A 23,021-nucleotide genomic window follows, 5' to 3' on the forward strand; every position below is an offset into this window, starting at 1 on the left:
GTGCTTGACCACCCCGGTGCGCGCGAATCGCTGACCAAGCTGCGCCCCGGTGCCGAGATCGCCTTCGACATGCCGCTGTCCGGCGACCTGCGCAGCATCCGCTTCGACCGCGATGGCGACAACCGGGTGGAACTGAGCCTGGCCGGCGATGACATCAAGGAAAAGGTGACCAAGCGCGAGACCTCCACGCGCACGGTGGTCACCAGCGGCGAGATCACCAGTTCGCTGTATGCCGCGGCCCGCCGCGCCGGGCTGTCGCCGTCGGCGATCGCGACGATGACCGACGACATCTTCAAGTACGACATCGACTTCTCCAAGGACCTGCAGCCGGGCGACCGCTTCAGCGTGGTGATGGACGAGACCTGGCGCGAAGGCGAGAAGGTGGACACCAGCAAGATCCTGGCGGCGACCTTCACCACCGGTGGCAAGACCTATTCGGGCTTCCGCTTCGAGCGCGGCGGCAAATCCGAGTACTACGACCTCAACGGCCGTTCGCTGAAGAAGAGCTTCATCCGCATGCCGATCCCGTTCGCACGCCTGAGCTCGACCTTCGGCGCACGCAAGCACCCGGTGCTGGGCAAGATGCGCATGCACAAGGGCGTGGACTACGCCGCGCGTACCGGTACGCCGATCATGGCCGCCGGCGATGCGCGCGTGCAGTTCGCCGGCGTGCAGCGCGGCTACGGCAACGTGGTGATCCTCGACCACGGCCGCGGCCACACCACGCTGTACGGGCACATGTCGCGCTTTGCGAACATCAAGACCGGCCAGCGCGTGGCGCAGGGCACGGTGATCGGCTACGTCGGTTCGACCGGCCTGGCCACCGGCCCGCACCTGCACTACGAATTCCGCGTGAACGGCGAGCACCGCAATCCGCTGACCGTGACCATGCCGCCGCCGGAACCGCTGAAGGGCGCCGAGCTGGTGGCGTTCCGCGCGCAGACCGCGCCGGCCATGGCCCGCATCCAGGGCATGGAGAAGCTGATCTACGCCGAGGCAAGCCCGGCCCCGAGCAGCCGCGAGGCCGCCGCTTCGACCGAGGTGGCCAGCGCCAAGACCAAGCCAGCCAACGGCCACAAGCGCGGCTGACCGGCCCTGCGTTGACGAAGAAGGACGCAGCAGCACAAGCTTGCCGCGTCCTTTTTTTATGCCCGCCATGATCACGACTGCCGACGCCGATGCCCCGCTCTACCTTGGCCTGATGTCCGGCACCAGCGCCGACGGCATCGATGCTGCGCTGGTGCAGTTCCCCGCCAGCGGTGGCTGCCGCTTCGTGCGCGGCCTGACCGCCCGCTGGGAGCCGGTGCTGCGCGCGCGGCTGGTGGCGCTGGGCGAAGGCGGGCCGCTGGAGTCGCTGGAGGAGCTGGGCGAGCTGGATGCGCGCATCGCGATCAACTTCGCCGCGGCCGCCAACCAGCTGCTGGACGAGGCCGGGGTGGATCGCCGCCAGGTGCGGGCGATCGGCTCGCACGGGCAGACCGTGCGCCACCGGCCGCTGGCCGATCCGGCCTTCACCGTGCAGCTGGGCGATGGCAACCGCATTGCCGAACTGACCGGCATCACCACGGTGGGTGATTTCCGCCGGCGTGACGTGGCGGCGGGCGGCCATGGCGCGCCGCTGATGCCGGCCTTCCACCTGGCCATGCTGGGCACCGCCGGCGAGGACCGCGCGGTGCTCAACCTGGGCGGGATCGGCAACCTGACCCTGATCCCACAGAACGGCGTGCCGCGCGGCTTCGATACCGGCCCGGCCAATGCGCTGATGGATGCCTGGTGCCAGCGCCATACCGGCCGCAGCTTCGATGCCGACGGCGCCTATGCCGCCAGCGGTGCGGTGGATACGGCGCTGCTGGCCGGCTGGCGCTCGGACCCGTGGTTCGACCTGCCACCGCCCAAGAGCACCGGGCGCGAGCAGTTCCACCTGGCCTGGGCCGAGGCCTGCATGATTGAAGGCGAGTACGCGGCCGCTGATGTGCAGGCCACCCTGCTGGAACTGACCGCGCTGACCGTGGCTGATGCGCTGCTGGCCCAGCAGCCGGATACCCGCCGGGTGCTGGTCTGCGGTGGCGGCGTGCACAACCGGCAGCTGATGCGCCGGCTGGCGGCGCGGCTGCCCGGGATGGTGGTGGAGTCCAGTGCGGCGCACGGGCTGGACCCCGAATATGTGGAGGCGATGGGTTTCGCCTGGCTGGCGCAGCGGACGATGGATGGGCTGGCCGGCAATCTGCCGAGCGTGACCGGAGCGAAGGGGCCGCGGATTCTCGGGGCGATCCACCTGGCGTGAGGTCGCGCCATCCACGCATGGCGTGGATCTACAAAGGCGCGCGGCGACGCAGAATCGCGGGGTGCGTGTAGCGCCGGGCCAGGCCCGGCGATGCGGTGTCAGATCAATCGAAACCCTGCCCCGCCGGCATGGCCTGCAGGGCGGCGATCGCCGCTGACAGGGCGTCCACTTCGGGATCGATGAAGCCGGAGCGCACTTCCAGTTCGCTGCTCAGCAGGCCCTGCTCGAGCAGGACCGCGCAGGTCTGTTCATGGGTCCAGCCGCGCGCCACGGCCACCCTTCGGATACGTTCAAACAGCAGCGGGTCCACGTCCCGCACCACGACATCGGCCATGCTCCCTTCCCCGTTCGCAAGGCACCGCCCCCTCGGCGCGTCCGGGGCGATCATCCCGCAGTCCGGGGTGCCAGGCAATCAGGGGGCCGGGGGTTCGCCGCGATCGTGGATGCGCCGCCACAGCCAGGCCAGCAGCAGCAGGGTGGGCACCACGGTGACCGCGCTGAGCATGAAGAAGGTGCTGTAGGACGTGGCTTCGACGATATACCCCGACACGCCGCCGACGAACTTGCCCGGCAGGTTGGCCAGCGACACCAGCAGGGCGTACTGGGTGGCGGTGAAGTTGCGGTCGGTCAGCGAGGACATGAAGGCCACCAGCACGGTGCCGGCGAAGCCCTGGAACAGGTTGTCGGCGCTGAGCGCGGCGTAGAACGCCCACAGCTGGCCGGGGTTGTGCGCCATCAGCAGGAAGGCCAGATTGGACAGGGCCACGCCCAGGGCGGCCACCAGCAGCATGCGGCGGAAGCCGAACGCCGCCACCGCAATGCCGCCCAGGAAGGCGCCGCCGATGCCCATCCACACGCCGAACAGCTTGGAGACGGTGGCGATGTCGGCCTTGTCGAAGCCCGAATCCAGGTAGAACGGACCGGCCATCACGCCGATGACCTGGTCGGGGAACTTGAACAGGCCGACGAAGGCGAGCAGGCCCAGCGCCAGGGCGATGCCGTTGCGGGTGAAGAAGCTGGTGATGGGCTGCACGAAGGCTTCGGCCACATCGATGCGGCGCTGCACGGCCTGCGCGGGGCGGTCCGGCTCACGGCACAGCAGGGTGGTGATGATCGGCAGCAGCATCAGCCCGGCCATGGCCAGGTAGGCGACGATCCAGCCTTCGAACTGGGCCAGGTACAGGGCGCCGGCGCCGGCCAGGATCAGGCCGATGCGGTAGCCCAGGGTGTAGGTGGCCGCCAATGCGGCCTGCGCGGTTTCCGGGGCGATCTCGATGCGGTAGGCATCGACCACCGAATCCTGGGTGGCACCGGCGAAGGACGCCACCAGCACCCAGGCCACCAGCGGCCAGACGCCCTGTTCGGGGCGGACGAAGGCCAGCGCGACCAGGCCGATCAGCACGGCCACCTGCGACAGCAGCAGCCAGGAGCGGCGGCGTCCCATGAAGGCCAGCAGCGGGAAGGCATAGCGGTCCAGCAGCGGTGCCCAGACGAACTTCAGCAGGTAGAAGAAGCTGGCCAGGCTGATCAGGCCGATGCTGCCCAGGTCCAGGCCGACATCACGCAGGCGGGTGGACAGGGTCTGCGAGGCGATCAGCAGGAACGGCAGGCCGCTGCCGAAGCCCAGCAGGGCCATGGTCAGGGCCGAGGGCGTGCCGAAGGCGCGCTTGATCCCGGCCCAGCCCTTGTAGCTGGGCTTTGCAGCGGCTTCGCTCACAGGTCGTAGTCCACGGTGAACGGGGCGTGGTCGGAGAAGCGCTGGTCGCGGTAGATCGCGCAGCTGCGCAGGCGCTCACGCAGGCCGGGGGTGATGAACTGGTAATCGATACGCCAACCGACGTTGTTGGCGCGGGCGGCGCCGCGGTTGCTCCACCAGGTGTAGTCCTCGCCGGTGGGGTGCAGCAGGCGGTAGGCGTCAGCCCAGCCGCGGCCGGTGGCCACGTCGGTGGCCTGGCCGTGGTCGGCGCACAGGCCGTTGAGCCAGTCGCGCTCTTCGGGCAGGCAGCCGGAATTCTTCTGGTTGGACTTCCAGTTCTTGATGTCCAGCGCCGAGCGGACGATGTTCCAGTCGCCGCACAGCACGTAGTCACGGCCGCTGCGTGCCCACTCTTCCAGGATCGGCCGCAGCCATTCCATCACTTCGAACTTGAAGCCCTGGCGCAGGTCGCCGGAGCTGCCGGACGGGATATAGAAGGAGACCACGCTGAGTTTGCCGAAGCGGGCCTCTATGTAGCGGCCTTCATCGTCGAACGGGGCCCAGCCCAGCGAGGTGATGACCTGGTCCGGCTCGCGCTTGCTGTAGATGGCCACGCCGCTGTAGCCCTTCTTGGTGATGGCATCGCGGTAGAAGCAGTGGTGGCCGTCTGGGCGGAACATGGGATCGGTGAGCTGGTCCTCCTGCGCCTTGGTTTCCTGGATGCACAGAACGTCGGCGTCCTGGGCACGGAACCAGTCGAGGAAGCCCTTGGTGGCGGCCGAGCGGATGCCATTGGCGTTGAAGCTGATGATGCGCATGCGGAAGAACCTACGGCGGGAAACCGGGCAAGCATACCGGTTGCCCGGCGGCCCGCGCAGCCCGCCGGCCGGGCCCGCCAGGGCCTTCACGGGGGGCCGGACGAGCGCGGAACGCCCAGCTGGATTAGGATTTGTGCTCCAAATGAAGATGAATCGAGTTTTGATGAGCGACCACCGCCACCGTTTCCTGCAGCTGGCCCTGACCGCCGATGCCCTGCGCTTCGGCCAGTTCACCCTGAAGTCCGGCCGCCTGAGCCCCTATTTCTTCAACGCCGGCCGTTTCGACTCCGGCTCGCTGCTGTCCCAGCTGGGCGCCTGCTATTCCGATGCGATCGACGCCAGCGGAATCAAGTACGACGTGGTGTTCGGCCCGGCGTACAAGGGCATTCCGCTGGCCACCGCGATGGCCTGCGAGCTGGCCCAGCGTGGCCGCGACCTGCCGCTGTCGTTCAACCGCAAGGAAGTGAAGGACCATGGTGAAGGCGGCCAGCTGATCGGCGCCGACCTGACCGGCAAGCGCGTGCTGATCGTGGACGACGTGATCACCGCCGGTACCGCCATCCGTGAAGCTCTGGGCATCATCCGTGCCGCAGGCGGCATTCCGGCCGGCATCGTGGTGGCCCTGGACCGCCAGGAGATCGCTTCGGACGCCGACCACCGCTCGGCCGCCCAGGCCGTGGCCGAAGAGGCTGGCATTCCGGTGATCGCCGTCGCAACCCTGGCCGATCTGCTTGATTTCGCCTCCGGAAACCCGGAACTTGTGGGCTACCGGCAGCCGCTGGAAGCCTATCGGGCCCAGTACGGCGTCCGTTCCGCACGCTGACCCAGGGGAAGGTCGCATGTTCCGAGTTCCTGCCATCGTTGCCGCCGGCCTGCTGCTGGCGCTTCCGGCCAGCGTGCTGGCCCAGTCCAGCACGCCGGACAAGAAGCTGTACTGCTGGAACGAGGGCAAGGAACGGATCTGCAGCGATGCGCTGCCGGCCGATGCGGTCAACAACGCCCGTGATGAGTTCAATGCCCGCAGCGGCGTGCGCAACGCGCAGGTGCAGCGCGCGTTGACCGACGAGGAACGCGACGCCGCCAGTACCGCGGCGGCGCAGGAACAGCTGGACCAGATGGCCGCGCAGACCAAGCAGCGCACCGAACAGGCCATGCTGATGACCTACGGCAGCGAGGACGCACTGCGCAAGGTGTTCGCCGAGCGCCAGGGCGTGCTGGACAACAACCTCAACACTGCCCGCTACAACGTGACCAGCCTGCGCAATGCGCTGGTGACCCTGCTGGCCGCGGCCGGCGACCGCGAGCTGGCCGGTGTCCAGGTGGCCGCGCCGCAGGCCAATGCGATCCGCCAGCGGCATGCGCAGCTGCAGGCGCAGGAGCGCCTGCAGACCAGCTTCGAGCAGCAGCAGGTCGCCCTGAAGGCCGAGATCGAAACCAGCCTGCAGCGCTACCGCGAGCTGAAGGGCGCAACCCCGGGCGGTTGAGGCCCAACCGCCCGCCGGCCCCCGGGCCAAAGGCACCACAGGCGCCCGGTTACGGTCCGGGCCATGGAATTTATGCACTCTTTACGCGTCGGCCCGGTCCGGCGCGTAGTGCGTTTATGGGGGGCAGGACGACGATGGCGGCCTGAGGTGGAGGGGTTCCACCAGGACGCATTGCAATGTCCCCCTGGCTGTCGTTGTTCTGTGGCGTGCTGGTGCTGGTCGCCGCCGCCTACCTTCTTTATGTCGTGCTGCGGCCCGAGTCGTTCTGAGCGGAGCCTGCCATGACCGAGATGCTTGTGATTCTTGCCACCAGCCTGCTGCTGGCGTGGCCGCTGGGCCTGTACCTGGCGCGGGTGATGCGTGGCGCGCCGATGAAGGTCGACGTGCTGTTTCATTGGATCGAAACGCCGCTGTACCGGCTGTTCGGTGTTGATCCGGCGCGTTCGATGTCCTGGCGCGGCTACGTGCTGGCCTTCGTGCTGAGCAACGTGGTGGTGGCCGTGCTGACCCAGGCGGTGTTCATGACCCAGGCGTGGTTGCCGTTGAACCCGGACCAGATCCCGAACATGCGCTGGGACACGGCGCTGCACACGATGATCTCGTTCCTGACCAACACCAACCAGCAGCACTACTCGGGCCAGGCGCAGCTGTCCTACCTTTCGCAGATGACCGGCATCACCGGCCTGCAGGTGGTGACGCCGATGATGGGGCTGGCGTTGGCAGTGGCCACGCTGCGCGCGTTGTTCTCGCGTGCGCCGCAGGCTGCGGCGGCCACCGGGGCCGGCGATGACCGCCAGGTGGCGGTGGGCAACTACTACGTGGATGTGGTGCGCCTGTGCGTGCGCTTCCTGCTGCCGCTGTGCCTGGTGTGGACGCTGGTACTGACCAGCCAGGGCGTGCCGTCGACCATGGACGGTGGCCCGCAGGCCACGCCGATCGACGCCAGCGCCGGCATGGCCGAGCAGAAACTGCCGTTGGGCCCGGTGGCGGCGATGGTCGCGGCCAAGCAGCTGGGGGCCAATGGTGGCGGCTGGTACGGCCCGAACAGCAGTTTCCCGCTGGAGAACCCGACGCCGCTGTCCAACGCGCTGGAAGTGCTTGGCATCCTGCTGGTGCCGATGGCGGTGATCTTCATGATCGGTGCGTTCACGGGGCGGCGCCGCTTCGGTGCCCTGGTGTTCGGCTGCATGCTGGGCATGTCGCTGCTGTCCACCGGCGCGATGATGTGGAGCGAAGGCCATAGCGCCAGCGCGGCCACGCCGCTGCTGATGGAAGGCAAGGAGGTGCGCTTCGGCGCCGATGGCACGGCGCTGTGGGCGGCGGTGACCACCCAGGTGTCCAATGGCTCGGTGAACGGCATGCACGATTCGCTGGCGCCGCTGAGCGGTGGCATCGCGATGGTCAACATGCTGGTCAGCGCGATCTGGGGCGGCATCGGCTGTGGCCTGCAGCAGTTCATCGTGTACCTGCTGCTGGGGGTGTTCCTGGCCGGGCTGATGACCGGGCGTACGCCTGAGCTGTTCGGCCGCAAGCTGGAAACCCCGCAGGTGCGCCTGCTGGCCCTGCTGGTGCTGCTGCAGCCGATCACCCTGCTGGTGTTCACCGCGATCACCCTGGCCGTGCCGGGCCTGTCGGGTACCTCCAACCCCGGCTTCCATGGCATCAGCCAGGTGTTCTACGAGTACGTGTCGGCCTACGCCAACAACGGGTCGGGCTTCGAAGGGCTGGGTGACGCCACGCCGTGGTGGAACCTGAGCTGCTCGCTGGTGCTGCTGCTGGGCCGTTTCCCGCTGCTGATCATTCCGCTGGTGGTGGCCGCGCAACTGGCCGCCAAGCGCCAGGCCCCGGAATCGGCCGGCAGCCTGCAGATCGAAACCCCGACCTTCGCCCTGACCCTGGTCTCGGTGATCGTCATCCTGACCGTGCTGCAGTTCATGCCGGCGCTGGTGCTAGGCCCCATTGCCGACCACCTGAGCCTGGGACTGCACTAAGGACCCCTCATGAGTACCCAAGCAAGTTCCCCCCGCAGTTCCCTTGCACCGCGCCCTGCCCTGCTTGATGGCGCGGGCCTGCGCCGTGCGCTGGTCGAGGCGGTGCGCAAGCTTTCCCCCATGCACCTGGTGCGCAGCCCGGTGATGGCGGTGGTGATGGCCGGCACGATCGTGGCCGCCATCGTGACCCTGACCGGCAACGCGCCGCTGGGCTTCGGCCTGGCGGTGACCGCGATCCTGCTGGTGACCGTGCTGTTCGGCAACTTCGCCGAAGCGGTGGCCGAAGCGCGCGGCCGGGGCCAGGCGGCATCGCTGCGCCGTGCCCGCCAGGATCTGGTGGCACGCAGGCTGGCCGCACCGCAGCCCGGCGCCGCCGAGGCCCAGGTACCGGCCGCCGAGCTGCGCCCCGGCGACCATGTGATCGTCAGCGCCGGTGAGCTGGTGCCGGCCGATGGCGAGATCGTGCAGGGCCTGGCCACCATCAACGAAGCGGCGGTGACCGGTGAATCGGCACCGGTGCTGCGCGAGGCCGGCACCGACCGCTCCGGCGTGATCGGCGGCACCAAGGTGCTGTCCGACCAGATCATCGTGCGGGTGACCGCCGAGCCGGGCCACAGCTTCCTGGACCGGATGATCGCGCTGGTGGAAGGCGCCAACCGGCAGAAGACGCCGAACGAGATCGCGCTGACCCTGCTGCTGGCGGCGATGACGCTGACCTTCCTGGTGGTGGTGGCGACGCTGCCGGCCATCGGTGCGGCGGTAGGCGTGCAGGTTGATCCGCTGCTGCTGATCGCCCTGCTGGTCTGCCTGATCCCGACCACCATCGGCGGCCTGCTGCCGGCGATTGGTATTGCGGGCATGAACCGTGCGCTGGCGGCCAACGTGCTGGCCAAGTCGGGCAAGGCGGTGGAAGTGGCCGGCGACGTGGACGTGCTGCTGCTGGACAAGACCGGCACCATCACCTACGGCGACCGCCAGGCCAGCCACTTCCACCCATTGGCCGGCATCGATGCCAGCCAGCTGCGCGAAGCAGCACTGCTTTCGTCGCTGGCCGACCCGACCCCGGAAGGCAAGTCGATCGTGCGCCTGGCCCGCGAACAGGGCTGCGCCACCGCCGAACCGGACCATGCCGAGTACCTGGCCTTCAGCGCGCAGACCCGCATGTCCGGCGTGGATCTGACCCAGCCTGGTCAGGAGCCCGGCCGGCAGATCCGCAAGGGCGCCGCCGATGCGATCCGTGCCCACGTACAGGCGCTGGGCGGCAATGTCCCGGCTGAACTGGCCGGTCGCGTGGAACAGGTGGCACGCAACGGCGCCACCCCGCTGGTGGTGGCCGAGGGCCGCCACGTGATGGGCGTGATCGAGCTGTCGGACGTGGTCAAGCACGGCATGCGCGAGAAGTTCGCGCAGCTGCGGGCGATGGGCATCCGCACGGTGATGATCACCGGCGACAACCCGCTGACCGCTGCCGCGATTGCTGCCGAGGCCGGCGTGGACGACTACATCGCCGAGGCTCGGCCGGAAGACAAGCTGGCCCGCATCCGCCAGGAACAGGCCGGTGGCCGCCTGGTGGCGATGGTGGGCGACGGTACCAACGACGCGCCGGCACTGGCCCAGGCCGATATCGGCCTGGCGATGAACTCCGGCACGCAGGCGGCGAAGGAAGCCGGCAACATGGTCGATCTGGATTCGGATCCGGCCAAGCTGCTGGCGGTGGTGGAAGTGGGCAAGCAGCAGCTGATCACCCGCGGCGCGCTGACCACCTTCTCGCTGGCCAACGATGTGTCCAAGTACTTCGCGATCCTGCCGGCGCTGTTCGCCGCTGCGGTCCCGGCCATGGCCGCGCTGAACGTGATGCAGCTGTCCAGCCCGCGCAACGCGGTGCTGGCGGCGCTGATCTTCAACGCCCTGGTGATTCCGGCCCTGATTCCGCTCGCTCTGCGTGGCGTGCGCTTCCGCCCGGCCACGGCAACGGCTCTGCTGCGCCGGAACATGCTGGTGTACGGCCTGGGTGGCGTGCTGCTGCCGTTCGCGGCAATCAAGTTGATCGACCTTCTTCTTGTCCTGGTATTCGGCGCATGAACCGTTCTGTCTCACCTTCTTCTTCCCTGCCGCGCGACGCGCGCGAACACACGGCCGAGGCCGGCGTGGCGCGCCTGCAGGATGACGCCCGCTGGCGCCCGGCGATCGGCCTGGGCGTGGCCACCCTGCTGCTGGCCGGTGCGGTCTACGCCGGCATCGCCACCGGCTTTGCCGGCCTGACCTTCCCCACCCAGGCCGAGGGCAGCCTGCTGCGCGATGGCAGCGGCCAGGTGCGCGGATCGGCGTGGCTGGCGCAGCCGTTCACCGGCGATGGCTACTTCCAGGCACGGCCGTCGGCGGCCAATTACGATCCGATGGCGGCGGCCGGTTCCAACCTGGCCCGCAGCAACCCGGCCCTGGCCGAGCGCGTGGCCGCCAGCACCGCGGCGGTGGCCGCACGCGAAGGCGTGGCACCGGCACAGGTGCCCGCCGATCTGGTCACCCAGTCCGGCGGCGGCCTGGACCCGCAGCTGTCACCGGCGGCGGCGCAGCTGCAGGTCGCCCGCGTGGCGCGTGCGCGTGGCCTGCCGGTGGAACGCGTGCAGGCCCTGCTGCAGGCGCACACCGAAGGGCGCCAGTGGGGCCTGTTCGGGCAGCCGCGGGTGAACGTGGTGACCCTGAACTTCGCACTGGACCACGCGGCCAAGGCACCGTGATGCCGGCCTGCACCGGCTGCGCGCACAATGGCGGCCATGACAGCAGCTGCGATGAATGACGCGCGTACCCGCCAGGCCGATGCCCTGGTGGAAGGCCTGCAGCGCGAAGCCGGCGGCAAGCTGACCGTGTTCCTCGGCGCGGCGCCCGGCGTGGGCAAAACCTACACCATGCTGACCCGTGCCCAGGAACAGCTGCGCCGCGGCGTGGACCTGGTGGTGGGGCTGGTGGAAACCCACGGCCGCGCCGATACCCAGGCCCTGCTGGAAGGCCTGCCGCAGCTGCCGCTGAAGGACGTGGCCTACCACGGCCACGCCCTGCAGGAGATGGACCTGGATGCCGTGCTGGCGCGGCACCCGGCGCTGGTGCTGGTGGATGAGCTGGCCCACCGCAACGCGCCGGGCAGCCGCCACGAACGGCGCTGGCAGGATGTGATGGAGCTGCTGGATGCCGGCATCGATGTCTGGACCACGGTCAACATCCAGCATCTGGAAAGCCTCAACGATGTGGTGATGCGCATCACCGGCGTGCGCGTGAGCGAAACCGTGCCCGACGGTGTGCTGGACCGCCTGCATGACATCGTGCTGGTGGACCTGCCGCCACGCGAGCTGATCGCACGCCTGCAGCAGGGCAAGGTGTACGTGCCCGAGCAGGCGGCGCAGGCGCTGCAGGCGTTCTTTTCGCCGGCCAACCTGACCGCACTGCGCGAACTGGCGATGCAGGAAGCCGCCGACCGCGTCGACAGCAGCCTGCGCGAAACCCGCGCCGCGCGCGGTGAAGGCAACCTGCCGCTGCGCCGCGGCGTGCTGGTGGCCATCGATGGCGGGGGCCAGAGCGAGTATCTGGTGCGGGTGGCGCGGCGCATCGCCGAACGCCGCGATGCGCCGTGGACCGTGGTGACCGTGCAGAGCCGGCGCCAGGATGAAGCCACCCGCCGCGAGATCGATGCCGCCTTCGCGCTGGCCCGCCGCCTGGGCGGCGATGCGGAACTGCTGCATGGCTCGAGCATTGCCGATGCCCTGCTCGACCACGCCGCGCACAACGGGGTGTCGACCCTGGTGCTGGGCCGTACCCGCGAGCGCCCGCTGGCACGCATGTTCAACCGCACCCTGACCCAGCAGCTGATCCAGCGCGGTGCGCACTACGAGATCACCATCATCAGCACGCCGCAGGCGCGTGCACGCGCCCGCCGCGAAGGGCTGCTGCCGCCGATGCGTGGCATCAGCCATGAGCCCCTGCAGGCGCTGGTGGCCACCGCGCTGGCCTGCGTGGTGGCCTGGCTGGGCGAACGCTGGGTGGGCATGGCCGACCTGTCGATGGTGTTCATCGTGGCGGTGGTACTGGTGGCCGCCCGCACCCGCGCCAGCGTGGCGGTGATGGCCGCGATCCTGTGCTTCCTGGCCTACAACTTCCTGTTCATCGCGCCGCGCTTCACCTTCGCCATCGGGGCGCGGCAGGGCGTGATCACCGTGTTCCTGTTCCTGGCCGCCGCGCTGGTGGCCGGGCGCCTGGCCTCGCGCCTGCGCATGCAGGTGATCGCCCTGCGCGCGGCCAACCGCCATGCGCGTGCCCGCCAGCAGCTGGGCCGGCAGCTGGCCAGCGCGGCCGGCAATGGCGAGGTGGCGCAGGCAGGACGGCAGGCGCTGGAACAGGCCATGGACGTGCCGGCGTGGCTGCGGATCGGCGCCGATACCGCCGCCGCCGGCCGTTCGCAACCGGGCGATACCGATCTGGCTGCCGCCGACTGGGCCCTGCGCCACGGCCAGCCCAGCGGCCGTTTCACCGATACCCTGGCCGGCGCGCAGTGGTGGTTCCTGCCGCTGCTGGATGGCGAAGACCGCGCGATCGGCGTGGCCGGCCTGTACCTGCCCGGCACCCGCCTGCTGCCCGAACAGCGCCAACTGGCCGAAGCCATGGTGGACGACATCGCCCAGGCCGCGCTGCGCACCCGCCTGGTGGCCGAACTGGAAAAGGCGCATGTGAGCAACGAGACCGAGCGCCTGCGTTCGGCGCTGCTGTCGTCGGTATCGCACGATCTGCGCTCGCCGCTGGCGGCGATGATCGGTTCGGCCGACAGCCTGGCCAGCTACGGCACGGCGATGGACGCCACCGATCGCCGCGCCCTGCTGGATACCATCGTGGTGGAGGGCGAGCGGCTGGACCGCTACATCCAGAACCTGCTGGACATGACCCGGCTGGGCCACGAAGGGCTGAAGATCAACCGCGACTGGATCGGCGTGGACGAGCTGATCGGCTCGGCGGCGCGGCGGCTGCAGCGCTACCAGCCCAAGGTGCGGCTGGAACTGGACATTCCGGCCACGCTGGCGCCGATCTGGGTGCATCCGGCGCTGGTCGAACAGGCGGTATTCAACGTGATGGAAAACGCAGCGAAGTTTTCCCCGCCCGATGCGCCGGTGCTGGTGCAGGCACGCATGCTGGACGGGCAGCTGCGCATCGACGTGATCGATGCCGGCCCCGGCATTCCCGACGACGAGCGCGCGCGCATCTTCGACATGTTCTACAGCGTGGAACGCGGCGACCGCGGCCGCCACGGCACCGGATTGGGCCTGACCATCTGCCAGGGCATGATCGGCGCCCATGGCGGCAGCGTGCAGGCGCTGCCCGGACGCGACGGTCGCGGTACCCTGATCCGCATCACCCTGCCCTTGCTCAAGCCAGCCACCCACGATGAGCCCGACCCCGATTGACGCCGGCGTGCCGGCAGCGCGCGTGCTGGTGATCGACGATGAAACCCAGATCCGCCGGTTCCTGGACATCAGCCTGCGCGCGCAGGGCTACCAGGTGCGGCAGGCCGCCACCGGCCAGGAAGGCCTGGAAATGGCCGCCAGCGAAGACATGGACCTGGTGATCCTGGATATCGGCCTGCCGGACATGGAAGGCCATGAGGTGCTGGAACAGCTGCGGCAGTGGAGCCAGGTGCCGGTGATCATGCTGACCGTGCGTGCCGGTGAAGCGGAGAAGGTACGGGCGCTGGATACCGGCGCGAACGACTATGTGACCAAACCGTTCGGCACGCAGGAGCTGATGGCCCGGGTGCGGGCCCTGCTGCGCACGCGCAGCGTGCCCAGCGACGGCACGCCACCGGTGTTCGACGATGGCCACCTGCATGTGGATCTGGTGCGCCGCGAAGTGGCCCTGGATGGCGAACCGGTGGCGCTGACCCGCAAGGAATACGCGCTGCTGTCGCTGCTGCTGCGCAACGCCGGCCGGGTGGTGACCCAACCGCAGATCCTGCAGGAAATCTGGGGCCCGACCCACCAGCACGACACCCATTACCTGCGCATCCTGGTGGGCAAGCTGCGGCACAAGCTGGGCGATTCAGCGCTGGATTCGCGCTACCTGTTCACCGAACCGGGCGTGGGACTGCGGTTCAAGGGGTAGATCCACGCCATGCGTGGATGCCGTCGGTCCGGAACCTGGGGTCAGAGCCCGTTGCGAAGCAACGGGATCCGACCCCGTGCCGGCCAGCGGCCGGCACTGCCTCATCAGAACCCCAGCGGGGTGTCGCCCAGCACCGTCTGCAGCTGGCTGCGGAACAGCGCCTGGATGCGTTCCAGCGCCGCTTCATCCTGGCCCTCGAAGCGCAGCACCAGCACCGGCGTGGTGTTGGAGGCACGCACCAGGCCCCAGCCATCGGGGAAGTCGACACGCAACCCATCGATGGTCGACAGGCGCCCGCCCACATACGGGTTGTCCGGCGACTGCGCGGCTGCCACCAGCATTGCCACCAGCGCGTGCGGCGTGCCCTCGGCCACTGGCACCTTCAGCTCCGGTGTGCTGACCATTTCCGGCAGCTCGGCCAGCACCTCATCCGGGGTCTCCTCGCGCTGGGCCAGGATCTCCAGCAGCCGCGCGGCCGCATACAGGCCATCGTCGAAACCGAACCAACGTTCCTTGAAGAAGAAGTGGCCGCTCATCTCGCCAGCCAGTTCCGCATCGGTCTCGCGCATCTTCGCCTTCATCAGCGAATGGCCGGTCTTCCACATCAGCGGGCTGCCACCGTTGCGCAGCACGTGGTCGGACAGCTGGCCGGTGCACTTCACGTCGTACAGCACCATCGCGCCCGGGTTGCGCATCAGCACATCGGCGGCGAACAGCATCAGCAGGCGGTCGGCGTAGATGATGCGGCCTTCGCCGGTCACCACGCCCAGACGGTCGCCATCGCCATCGAAGGCCACGCCCAGGTCGGCGCCGAAGCGCTTGACCGTCTGCACCAGGTCTTCCAGGTTGGCCGGCTCGCTGGGGTCGGGGTGGTGGTTGGGGAAGCTGCCGTCCACATCGCAGTACAGCGGGATGACCTCGGCGCCGATCGCTTCCAGCAGCTGCGGGGCGAACGCACCGGCCACGCCGTTGCCGGCGTCGGCCACGACCTTCAGCGGGCGGTCCAGCTGCACGTCATCGGCGATGCGCTGGATGTAGTCGGCGGCCACCTCGCGCTGCTGGTAGTCCCCCGGCTCGGCGGCCTGGGCCAGGCGGCCCTCGCTGATGCGCTGGTGCAGGTCGGTGATCGCATCGCCGGACAGCGTTTCGCCGCCGATGACCACCTTGAAACCGTTGTATTCGGGCGGGTTGTGGCTGCCGGTCACTGCCACGCAGGTCCCGGTGCGCAGGTGGAAGGCGGCGAAATACACCAGCGGCGTCGGCGCCAGGCCGATGTCGATGACCGTACAACCGGCACGGCGCAGGCCTTCGGCCAGGCCAGCGGCCAGCTCGGGGCCGGACAGGCGGCCGTCGCGGCCGATCACCACTTCGCGCAGGCCCTGTTCCAGCGCCACCGTGCCGATGGCCTGGCCGATCAGGGCAGCATTGCGCGCGGTCAGTTCGGTGCCGACCACACCGCGGATGTCGTAGGCGCGGAAGATGCCGGCCGGCAGGTCGACCGGCGGCGCCGAGGGAACCGGCGGCGGCGCGGCGGGCGCGCCCTCGGGGGTCTCCGGCAGCGCCGGTGCAGCCATCTGCAGGCTCTCGCGCAGGGTCGGGCCCTGGTCGGTTTCGGCCGCAGCGCCGCGGCGGCTCGGCATCGGCAGCGACTTCGACAGACGCCCGCGGCCCACCACCAGCAGCACGGCGATGAAGGCCAGCAACAGGGCGACGATGGCGCTGAACAGCGGCCCCAGGCCCAACGGGCCCTGCTCGACATCCGGTGCGCTGGCCGCCAGCCGCAGCGGCGTACCCGGCACCGGGCGGGCCATGACTTCGCCGTTCTCGGCCAGGCTGCTGTCGCCCTGGGCGACGATGTCATGTACGCCCTGGCGCAGGGCCAGGTAGCCGCTGCCGGGGATGCTCACCTGGTCCAGCGGAGCGGTCAGGCGCAGCAGCGGCTGCCGCACATAGACCACTGCCGGTCCCAGCGTGCCCAGTTGCACGGGTGCGGCCAGGCCCAGACGGTTGCCACCGGCATCGCGGACCACGCGCAGCGCCGGCTTGCCTTGAGCCATCGCCGATTCCAGCAGGGCCAGGCGGGCATAACCGAAGGTGCCGGCATCGGCGTAGGCGGCGGCCAGTTCCGCCGGCAGCACATCCACCTGTTCCACGCCGGACCAGCTTTCACGCAGGGCCTGTGCGGCACCGGCGGCATCACCGGCCTGCAGCGACTGCTGCACGCGGTCATTCCTGAGATGTTGCTGCAGCTGCTGCAGCTGGCCCGAAGCGGCCTGCTGCAGACCCTGCAACGCCTGGTCGCGGGCCTGTGCCACGGCATCGCCGCTGGCGCCCTGCCGCCACTGCTGCACCGCGCTCCAGCCGAACCAACCGGCCAGCAGCAACAGCACCACGCCCAGTACAGGCGCGCTGCGCCCCAATGACCGACCCTGCCGTCCTTCCCCGATGCCGCTCATCAATGTCCCCCGTCAACGCACCCCGGTATGGCCGAATCCACCCGTTCCCCGCACGCTGTCGGTGAAAGTATCCACCACCTGCAGGCTGACGCGCGCAATCGGTACGACCATCAGCTGGGCGATGCGGTCGCCCGGCTCGATGGTGAAGGCTTCGCGGCCGCGATTCCAGACGCTGATCAGCAGCGGGCCCTGGTAATCGGCATCGATCAGGCCAGTGCCGTTGCCCAGCACGATGCCGTGGCGGTGGCCCAGGCCCGAGCGCGGCAGGATCACCGCGCACAGGTTTGGATCGCCGATATGGATGGCCAGGCCACTGGGCACCAGGGCGGTATCGCCCGGTTGCAGGGTCAGCGCGGTTTCCAGCGCCGCGCGCAGGTCCATGCCTGCGCTGGCCTCGGTGGCATAGGCCGGCAGCGGCCAGCTGTCACCGAAACGCGGGTCGAGCAGCTTGACCTGCAGCGGTTGGGCGGCCACGGCCGAAGAAGGAACTGCCTGGGTCATGCCTGAAGCCTCCGCGCGATCAGCGCCAGCAATTGTTCGGCCAGCTCGCGCTTGGAGGTGGCCGGGAATACCTGTTCGCCGTCCTGCCAGAAGGCGGTGGCGGCATTGTTGTCACTCTCGAACCCGCCGCCGCTGATGCCCACCTGGTTGGCGATCACCAGGTCCAGGCGCTTGTCGACCAGCTTGCCACGTGCGTATTTCTCCACGTCGTGGGTTTCGGCGGCGAAGCCGACCACCAGCTTCAGCGACTGGGTCTGCGCGGCGACCTCGGCCAGGATGTCCGGCGTGCGCACCAGCTCGATCACCATCGACTGGCTGTCGGCGGTTTTCTTCAGCTTCTGCGCGGCCACCTGGCGCGGGGTGTAGTCCGACACCGCCGCCGCACCGATATAGATGTCGGCCGGCAGCGCCTTCAGCACGGCATCGCGCATCTGCGCGGCCGAACGCACGTCCACGCGCTGCACGCCGGCCGGGGTCGGCAGCTGGACCGGGCCACTGACCAGGACCACCTGCGCGCCCATGGCGGCGGCGGCGGCGGCCAGGGCGAAGCCCATCTTGCCGCTGCTGCGGTTGCCGACATAGCGCACCGGATCGATGTCTTCATACGTCGGGCCGGCGCTGATCAGCAGGCGCAGGCCCTGCAGCGCGCGGGTTTCGGGCGCGGCGGCGCTGGCCGTCGGCGGCGCAGCGTTGCCGGCCAGGGCGGCGACGATGTCGGTCGGCTCGGCCAGGCGGCCGGGGCCGGATTCGCCCTCGGCCAGCGGACCGTCGACCGGGCCGATCACCTGCGCGCCGCGCTGGCGCAGCAGGGCGATATTGGCCTGGGTGGCCGGGTGCAGCCACATGCGGTGGTTCATCGCCGGGCACACGGTAAGCGGCGCGGTGCTGGCCAGACAGAGGGTGCTGACCAGGTCATCGGCGTGGCCCTGGGCCAGGCGTGCCAGCAGATCGGCGGTGCCCGGCGCGACCACGATGCGGTCGGCCCAGCGCGCCAGTTCGATATGGCCCATGGCCTGTTCGGCCGCGCTGTCCCACAGCGTGGTGCGGGTGGGCTGGCCGGACAAGGCCTGGAAACTGAGGGGGGTGACGAACTGCTGGGCACCGGCGGTCATCGCCACCTGCACCAGGGCCCCGGCATCGCGCAGGCGCCGCACCAGCTCCAGGGCCTTGTAGGCCGCGATCCCGCCGCCGACGCACAACAGCAGTTTCTGGCCTTCCAGCGCGCGGTTCGGCGCCGGGGAAGCGTTGGGGGAATCAGCCACCTGGAATTCCTGTGCAAACGAGGGCGCTAGCTTACCCGAAGGGCGGTAATGTCCCGGTGCACAGCGCACATAGCGCGCAGCTATCAGCAGATAGGAATTGCCACCACATCGATATAGGGCTTAACCGCCTTCGGATTCGGAACTTTCCTATACCCCTCGCCGCCGTCCCTTTGCAGAATGACCGGTGGCCCCCTTGGGTTCGCCATCTGCTTTCCGAGGAGCCCGCGTGCACCCGCACATCATCATCGCCGACGACCACCCGGTCGTCCTGCATGGCGTCCGCGTCGTGCTTGAACGCCACCAGATGCACGTGACCGGCGTGGCCAGCGATGGCGCCGGCCTGCTGGACCTGGTCGCGCACCAGCCCTGCGATGCCGTGCTGACCGACCTGTCGATGCCCGGCGAAGGGCCCGACGGCCCGGAACTGCTGGGGGTGCTGCGCCAGCGCCACCCACAGTTGCCGGTGGTGGTGCTGACCGGGGCCCGCCACCCGGGGCTGCTGGATGGCCTGCTGCGCGACGGCGTGCAGGGGCTGGTGGACAAGACCGCCGATTTCGCCGAACTGCCGCAGGCGCTGCACGCGGTCATGGCCGGCCAGGTGTTCGTATCCGGCCACCTGCGCCGCCACCTGCAGTCGCGTGACCTGCTGTTCCAGCGCCCGATGGCGGCGCTGTCGGCCCGCGAACAGGAAGTGCTGCAGCTGCTGGCCGATGGCCTGAGCGTGAACGCGGTGGCCGACCACAGCGGGCGCAGCGCCAAGACCATCAGCCGGCAGAAGGCCGAAGCCATGCGCAAGCTGGGCCTGGAAAACAACCAGGAACTGTACGACTACCTGAAGAGCTGGCGCGGGTGAGGCATTGGCCGACGGACCAGGACGGCAAACACCGATGGAGGCCGCCCACGGCAGCGGCGACGATGCCTGCATGCCCATCCACGACTGGCCCATCGAGGAACGACCGCGCGAGAAGCTGCTGGCGCGCGGCCCCACCGCCCTGTCCGATGCCGAACTGCTGGCGCTTTTCCTGGGCTCGGGCATCAGCGGCCGCGACGCCGTGCAGACCGCACGCGACCTGCTTCAGGCGCACGGGCCGCTGCGGGTGCTGCTGGACCGCCCGGCCGGGCAGCTGGCGCGCCTGCCGGGCCTGGGGCCAGCGCGCAGCTGCACCCTGGTGGCCGGGCTGGAACTTGCCCACCGCTACCTGGCCGCCGAACTGACCCACGGCGAAAGCGTGGGCGACAACCCGGTGGCGGTCGGCCGCTACCTGCAGCACCGCCTGCGCGGCCAGGCACGGGAATTGTTCCTGGTGCTGTTCCTGGACAACCGCCACCGCCTGATCGCCTGCGAAGAGCTGTTCGCCGGCACCATCAACACTGCCCCGGTCTACCCCCGCGAGGTGGTGCGGCGGGCCCTGCTGCACAATGCGGCGGCGGTCATCCTCAGCCATAACCACCCCTCCGGCGACCCCGAACCCTCCAACGCCGATGCCCGCATCACCGAGGAACTGCAGCAGGCCCTGGCCCTGGTCGACATCCGTCTGCTGGACCACTTTGTGATTGGCGAAGGGCGCCCCGTTTCATTTGCTGAACGGGGCCTGCTGCCACAGCACCAGCCCCGCCTGTTCGGCTGAGGCCGCGGCCCGGGCGGGCTGCCGGCGGCCGCGATGGGCATTCACCTGGGCAGGCAAGGGTCAGCGTGCGTGCCGGCATCTGCGCTAAAATGGGCGATTCCGCCGCTCATTCTCACAGCAGGCCTCGTGAAAAATCTCCTCCGCGCCCTGATCAGCCAAGGCATCGAAGCCTTGCGCGCCAATGGCACCCTGCCCGCCGACTCCCTGCCGCCGGACTTCGTGGTCGAGCGCCCGAAGACCCGCGACCATGGCGACTTCGCCACCAATGCCGCGATGCTGCTGGCCAAGGCCGCGCGCAGCAACCCGCGCGCACTGGCACAGGCGCTGGTCGAAGCGCTGCCGCGCAGCGAGGACGTCAGCAAGGTCGAGATCGCCGGCCCCGGCTTCATCAACTTCCATCTGGCCCCGGCCGCGTACCAGCGCGAAGCCGCCTCGGTCATCAAGGAAGCCCACGACTACGGCCGCAACCTGTCCGGCAATGGCCGCACGGTGGGCGTGGAATACGTGTCGGCCAACCCGACCGGCCCGCTGCATGTCGGCCACGGCCGCGCTGCGGCCATCGGCGACTGCGTGGCCCGCGTGCTGGATGCCAACGGCTGGAACGCCAAGCGCGAGTTCTACTACAACGACGCCGGCGTGCAGATCGAAAACCTGGCACTGTCGGTGCAGGCCCGGGTGAAGGGCATCGCCCCGGACCAGGACGGCTGGCCGGAAGGCGGCTACCGCGGTGAGTACATCGCCGATGTGGCCCGTGCCTACATGGCCGGCGCCAGCGTCGACCTGGAAGGCACCCTGGTGGTGGGCGCCAAGGACCCGGCCGACATGCAGGCGATCCGTCGCTTCGCCGTGGCCTATCTGCGCAACGAGCAGAACCTGGACCTGGCCGCGTTCGGTGTCGACTTCGACATCTACTTCCTGGAAAGCTCGCTGTACGCCGACGGCAAGGTGGCCGAAGCGGTGGCCAAGCTGCAGGCCTCGGGCCACACCTACGAGGAAGGCGGCGCGCTGTGGCTGCGCAGCACCGACTTCGGTGACGACAAGGACCGCGTGATGCGCAAGTCCGACGGCACCTTCACCTACTTCGTGCCGGACGTGGCCTACCACCTGTCCAAGTGGCAGCGTGGCTACGAGCGCGCGATCACCGAGCTGGGCGCCGACCACCACGGTTCGCTGGCCCGCGTGCGCGCCGGCCTGCAGGCCATGGAAGTGGGCATCCCGCAGGGCTGGCCGGAATACGTGCTGCACCAGATGGTGACCGTCATGCGTGGCGGCGAGGAAGTGAAGCTGTCCAAGCGTGCCGGCAGCTACTTCACCCTGCGCGACCTGATTGAAGAAGCCGGCCGCGATGCCACCCGTTGGTTCCTGATCGCGCGCAAGCCCGATTCGCAGCTGACCTTCGACATCGACCTGGCCCGCCAGCAGAGCAACGACAATCCGGTGTTCTACGTGCAGTACGCGCATGCCCGCGTGTGCAGCCTGCTGCGCCAGGCGCAGGAGAAGGGCCTGGTGTACGAACAGGGCAACGGTCTGGCCAATCTGGGCCGCCTGGCCGACGAGGCCTCGCTGGTGCTGATGAACGAGATCTCGCGCTACCCCGAAGTGGTGGAAGCAGCGGGCGTGGCGCTGGAACCGCACCTGGTGGCGCAGTACCTGCGTGAATTGGCGCACGCCTTCCACACGTGGTATCACGGGACGCCGGTGCTGGTGGAAGACGCCACCGACCGCAATGCCAAGCTGACCCTGGCCTGCGCCGCGCGCCAGGTACTGGCCAATGGCCTCGACCTCCTGGGCGTCAGCGCCCCGGAAAAAATGTAAGTTTCAGGAGACGCAGTACACATGGCAGCACGACGCGGCAAAAGCCAGGCACGGCGCAACAGCAGCAGCCAGGGCACACCCGGATGGGTGTGGCTGGTCGCGGGCGTGGCGATTGCTGCGGTGGTGTTCCTGGCGGCGCCGAACCTGTTCAAGGGCGAAGGTGATGGCTTCCTGCGCGCCGGTCCACAGCCGAACCCGAACGCGCAGCCGGCCCCGGTTGCCGATGCCGACAGCGATGTCGGCAGCCAACCGGCCGCTCCGGCGGCCACGCCGAAACCGGCAGAGCCGGAAAAGCCGGCTGCGACCCAGTACGACTTCTATACCCTGCTGCCGGGCAAGGAAGTGGAGATGTCCGACGCCGAACTGGCCGCCAGCGCGCGCGCCGAGGAACTGCGCCGGTCCAAGGCCGAGGCGCAGCGCGCGCAGGCTGCACTGGAAGGCAAGCCGGTTCCGGCTGCACCGGCACCCGCACCGGCCGCGACCGCCAGCGTGGCCAGCACCGCGCCGGTCACCGCCACCGCGCGCCCGCTGCCGGCACCGCTGAGCGAGCGCCCGGCGGCGACGGCGGCTGCACAGCCGGCCACCGCCAGCGCGCCGACCAGCACCGGCACCGCGGCGCCTGCACCGGCCGCGCGTGCGGAGACTGCAGCGGCGGCGACCACCGCGCCGGCCGCTGCCGCCGACAACGCACGTTACATCCTGCAGGCAGGCGCCTTCGGTGCCTCCGGCGATGCCGAGGCGACCAAGGCCAAGCTGGCGATGATGGGCCTGGCTGCACGCGTGGAATCGGCGCAGATCAACGGCAAGACCGTGTACCGCGTGCGCATGGGGCCGTATGGCACCGCTGGCGAACTGTCCGAGGCCAAGCAGAAGCTGGATGGCACGGGCCTGCAGGCCATGGCGATCAAGGCGCAGTAAGTTGTTGCGGATATGAATGAAAAAAGCCGG

The 23,021-nt window shown here is 69.4% G+C and carries 20 protein-coding genes (1 of these 20 only partly in view); 14 read left to right on the top strand and 6 right to left on the bottom strand.

Annotated features, from left to right (window positions below; genetic code table 11):
- On the top strand, window positions 1-1,089 hold the 3' portion of the coding sequence (locus ACM2ZB_RS13515) for a peptidoglycan DD-metalloendopeptidase family protein (protein WP_416055817.1). Its footprint begins 387 nt before the window's first position; the window shows 1,089 of its 1,476 coding nt (coding positions 388-1,476); its start codon lies off the left edge, out of view; it ends in the stop codon at window positions 1,087-1,089.
- A gap of 67 nt (window positions 1,090-1,156) precedes the next feature.
- Window positions 1,157-2,284: an anhydro-N-acetylmuramic acid kinase gene (locus tag ACM2ZB_RS13520; RefSeq protein ID WP_416055818.1), complete on the top strand. Its 1,128-nt coding sequence runs from the start codon at window positions 1,157-1,159 to the stop codon at window positions 2,282-2,284.
- Window positions 2,285-2,387: 103 nt separating this feature from the next.
- Here the strand turns inward: ACM2ZB_RS13520 and ACM2ZB_RS13525 are convergent, their stop codons facing one another.
- The 3 genes from ACM2ZB_RS13525 to ACM2ZB_RS13535 form a co-directional block, all read right to left on the bottom strand.
- Window positions 2,388-2,618 carry a hypothetical protein gene (locus tag ACM2ZB_RS13525; RefSeq protein WP_313437806.1) on the bottom strand — a complete coding sequence of 77 codons (231 nt, stop codon included), beginning with the start codon at window positions 2,616-2,618 and terminating at the stop codon, window positions 2,388-2,390.
- 78 nt (window positions 2,619-2,696) lie between these two features.
- Window positions 2,697-4,001 carry an AmpG family muropeptide MFS transporter gene (locus ACM2ZB_RS13530; protein ID WP_416055819.1) on the bottom strand — a complete coding sequence of 435 codons (1,305 nt, stop codon included), beginning with the start codon at window positions 3,999-4,001 and terminating at the stop codon, window positions 2,697-2,699.
- On the bottom strand, window positions 3,998-4,798 hold the full coding sequence (locus tag ACM2ZB_RS13535) for an exodeoxyribonuclease III (protein WP_416055820.1): 801 nt from the start codon (window positions 4,796-4,798) through the stop codon (window positions 3,998-4,000). Before ACM2ZB_RS13535 ends, ACM2ZB_RS13530 begins: the two co-directional genes overlap by 4 nt.
- Window positions 4,799-4,961: 163 nt before the next feature.
- Here ACM2ZB_RS13535 and pyrE point away from each other — a divergent pair, with 163 nt between their 5' ends.
- The 8 genes from pyrE to ACM2ZB_RS13575 all read left to right on the top strand — a co-directional run bounded on the left by pyrE (window position 4,962) and on the right by ACM2ZB_RS13575 (window position 14,411).
- Window positions 4,962-5,621: an orotate phosphoribosyltransferase gene (gene pyrE, locus ACM2ZB_RS13540; protein ID WP_313437813.1), complete on the top strand. Its 660-nt coding sequence runs from the start codon at window positions 4,962-4,964 to the stop codon at window positions 5,619-5,621.
- Window positions 5,622-5,637: 16 nt separating this feature from the next.
- Window positions 5,638-6,282, top strand: a complete 645-nt coding sequence (locus ACM2ZB_RS13545) for a hypothetical protein (RefSeq protein WP_416055821.1) — start codon at window positions 5,638-5,640, stop codon at window positions 6,280-6,282.
- Between the two features lie 176 nt (window positions 6,283-6,458).
- On the top strand, window positions 6,459-6,551 hold the full coding sequence (locus tag ACM2ZB_RS13550; RefSeq protein WP_079225483.1) for a potassium-transporting ATPase subunit F: 93 nt from the start codon (window positions 6,459-6,461) through the stop codon (window positions 6,549-6,551).
- A gap of 12 nt (window positions 6,552-6,563) precedes the next feature.
- The gene (gene kdpA, locus ACM2ZB_RS13555; protein ID WP_416055822.1) at window positions 6,564-8,273 is read left to right on the top strand and encodes a potassium-transporting ATPase subunit KdpA; all 1,710 of its coding nucleotides are present in this window, start codon (window positions 6,564-6,566) and stop codon (window positions 8,271-8,273) included.
- Window positions 8,274-8,282: 9 nt separating this feature from the next.
- A complete protein-coding gene (gene kdpB / locus ACM2ZB_RS13560) occupies window positions 8,283-10,355 on the top strand; it encodes a potassium-transporting ATPase subunit KdpB (protein WP_416055823.1) in 2,073 nt (690 codons plus the stop codon).
- A complete protein-coding gene (kdpC, locus tag ACM2ZB_RS13565) occupies window positions 10,352-11,011 on the top strand; it encodes a potassium-transporting ATPase subunit KdpC (protein ID WP_416055824.1) in 660 nt (219 codons plus the stop codon). The genes kdpB and kdpC overlap by 4 nt, the downstream gene beginning before the upstream one ends.
- A gap of 51 nt (window positions 11,012-11,062) precedes the next feature.
- Window positions 11,063-13,717, top strand: coding sequence for an ATP-binding protein (locus ACM2ZB_RS13570; protein ID WP_416055825.1), 2,655 nt, complete (start codon window positions 11,063-11,065; stop codon window positions 13,715-13,717).
- The gene (locus ACM2ZB_RS13575) at window positions 13,698-14,411 is read left to right on the top strand and encodes a response regulator transcription factor (RefSeq protein ID WP_416055826.1); all 714 of its coding nucleotides are present in this window, start codon (window positions 13,698-13,700) and stop codon (window positions 14,409-14,411) included. Before ACM2ZB_RS13570 ends, ACM2ZB_RS13575 begins: the two co-directional genes overlap by 20 nt.
- 104 nt (window positions 14,412-14,515) lie before the next feature.
- Here the strand turns inward: ACM2ZB_RS13575 and ACM2ZB_RS13580 are convergent, their stop codons facing one another.
- From ACM2ZB_RS13580 to coaBC, 3 genes are read right to left on the bottom strand one after another with little or no spacing between them, the layout of a single operon-like run.
- Window positions 14,516-16,867, bottom strand: a complete 2,352-nt coding sequence (locus ACM2ZB_RS13580; protein WP_416055827.1) for a phosphomannomutase/phosphoglucomutase — start codon at window positions 16,865-16,867, stop codon at window positions 14,516-14,518.
- Between the two features lie 12 nt (window positions 16,868-16,879).
- Window positions 16,880-17,368: a dUTP diphosphatase gene (dut, locus tag ACM2ZB_RS13585; RefSeq protein WP_416055828.1), complete on the bottom strand. Its 489-nt coding sequence runs from the start codon at window positions 17,366-17,368 to the stop codon at window positions 16,880-16,882.
- Window positions 17,365-18,630 (bottom strand): bifunctional phosphopantothenoylcysteine decarboxylase/phosphopantothenate--cysteine ligase CoaBC, encoded by a 1,266-nt coding sequence (coaBC, locus tag ACM2ZB_RS13590; protein ID WP_416055829.1) that lies wholly within the window; start codon window positions 18,628-18,630, stop codon window positions 17,365-17,367. The genes dut and coaBC overlap by 4 nt, the downstream gene beginning before the upstream one ends.
- 226 nt (window positions 18,631-18,856) lie before the next feature.
- Between coaBC and ACM2ZB_RS13595 the strand changes: the two genes are divergently transcribed.
- The 4 genes from ACM2ZB_RS13595 to ACM2ZB_RS13610 all read left to right on the top strand — a co-directional run bounded on the left by ACM2ZB_RS13595 (window position 18,857) and on the right by ACM2ZB_RS13610 (window position 22,991).
- Window positions 18,857-19,483 (top strand): response regulator, encoded by a 627-nt coding sequence (locus ACM2ZB_RS13595; protein WP_416055830.1) that lies wholly within the window; start codon window positions 18,857-18,859, stop codon window positions 19,481-19,483.
- Between the two features lie 70 nt (window positions 19,484-19,553).
- On the top strand, window positions 19,554-20,258 hold the full coding sequence (gene radC, locus ACM2ZB_RS13600; RefSeq protein ID WP_313438376.1) for a RadC family protein: 705 nt from the start codon (window positions 19,554-19,556) through the stop codon (window positions 20,256-20,258).
- Window positions 20,259-20,384: 126 nt separating this feature from the next.
- Complete coding sequence (gene argS, locus ACM2ZB_RS13605; protein ID WP_416055831.1) at window positions 20,385-22,073, top strand: arginine--tRNA ligase; 1,689 nt, start codon at window positions 20,385-20,387, stop codon at window positions 22,071-22,073.
- Between the two features lie 21 nt (window positions 22,074-22,094).
- Complete coding sequence (locus tag ACM2ZB_RS13610) at window positions 22,095-22,991, top strand: SPOR domain-containing protein (protein WP_416055832.1); 897 nt, start codon at window positions 22,095-22,097, stop codon at window positions 22,989-22,991.
- The last annotated feature ends 30 nt before the right edge of the window (window positions 22,992-23,021 follow it).

The sequence above is a fragment of the Stenotrophomonas maltophilia genome, assembly GCF_047782825.1.
In the GTDB taxonomy this organism is placed as follows: domain Bacteria; phylum Pseudomonadota; class Gammaproteobacteria; order Xanthomonadales; family Xanthomonadaceae; genus Stenotrophomonas.

Excerpts from the sequence above, each read along its gene's own strand:
- ACM2ZB_RS13610 (WP_416055832.1), top strand. The coding sequence starts at position 22,095 with ATGGCAGCACGACGCGGCAAAAGCCAGGCACGGCGCAACAGCAGCAGC.
- ACM2ZB_RS13525 (WP_313437806.1), bottom strand. The coding sequence starts at position 2,618 with ATGGCCGATGTCGTGGTGCGGGACGTGGACCCGCTGCTGTTTGAACGT.
- kdpA (WP_416055822.1), top strand. The coding sequence starts at position 6,564 with ATGACCGAGATGCTTGTGATTCTTGCCACCAGCCTGCTGCTGGCGTGG.
- ACM2ZB_RS13550 (WP_079225483.1), top strand. The coding sequence starts at position 6,459 with ATGTCCCCCTGGCTGTCGTTGTTCTGTGGCGTGCTGGTGCTGGTCGCC.
- kdpC (WP_416055824.1), top strand. The coding sequence starts at position 10,352 with ATGAACCGTTCTGTCTCACCTTCTTCTTCCCTGCCGCGCGACGCGCGC.
- ACM2ZB_RS13575 (WP_416055826.1), top strand. The coding sequence starts at position 13,698 with ATGAGCCCGACCCCGATTGACGCCGGCGTGCCGGCAGCGCGCGTGCTG.
- ACM2ZB_RS13545 (WP_416055821.1), top strand. The coding sequence starts at position 5,638 with ATGTTCCGAGTTCCTGCCATCGTTGCCGCCGGCCTGCTGCTGGCGCTT.
- radC (WP_313438376.1), top strand. The coding sequence starts at position 19,554 with ATGCCCATCCACGACTGGCCCATCGAGGAACGACCGCGCGAGAAGCTG.
- pyrE (WP_313437813.1), top strand. The coding sequence starts at position 4,962 with ATGAGCGACCACCGCCACCGTTTCCTGCAGCTGGCCCTGACCGCCGAT.
- dut (WP_416055828.1), bottom strand. The coding sequence starts at position 17,368 with ATGACCCAGGCAGTTCCTTCTTCGGCCGTGGCCGCCCAACCGCTGCAG.
- ACM2ZB_RS13520 (WP_416055818.1), top strand. The coding sequence starts at position 1,157 with ATGATCACGACTGCCGACGCCGATGCCCCGCTCTACCTTGGCCTGATG.
- ACM2ZB_RS13580 (WP_416055827.1), bottom strand. The coding sequence starts at position 16,867 with ATGAGCGGCATCGGGGAAGGACGGCAGGGTCGGTCATTGGGGCGCAGC.
- ACM2ZB_RS13570 (WP_416055825.1), top strand. The coding sequence starts at position 11,063 with ATGAATGACGCGCGTACCCGCCAGGCCGATGCCCTGGTGGAAGGCCTG.
- ACM2ZB_RS13535 (WP_416055820.1), bottom strand. The coding sequence starts at position 4,798 with ATGCGCATCATCAGCTTCAACGCCAATGGCATCCGCTCGGCCGCCACC.
- kdpB (WP_416055823.1), top strand. The coding sequence starts at position 8,283 with ATGAGTACCCAAGCAAGTTCCCCCCGCAGTTCCCTTGCACCGCGCCCT.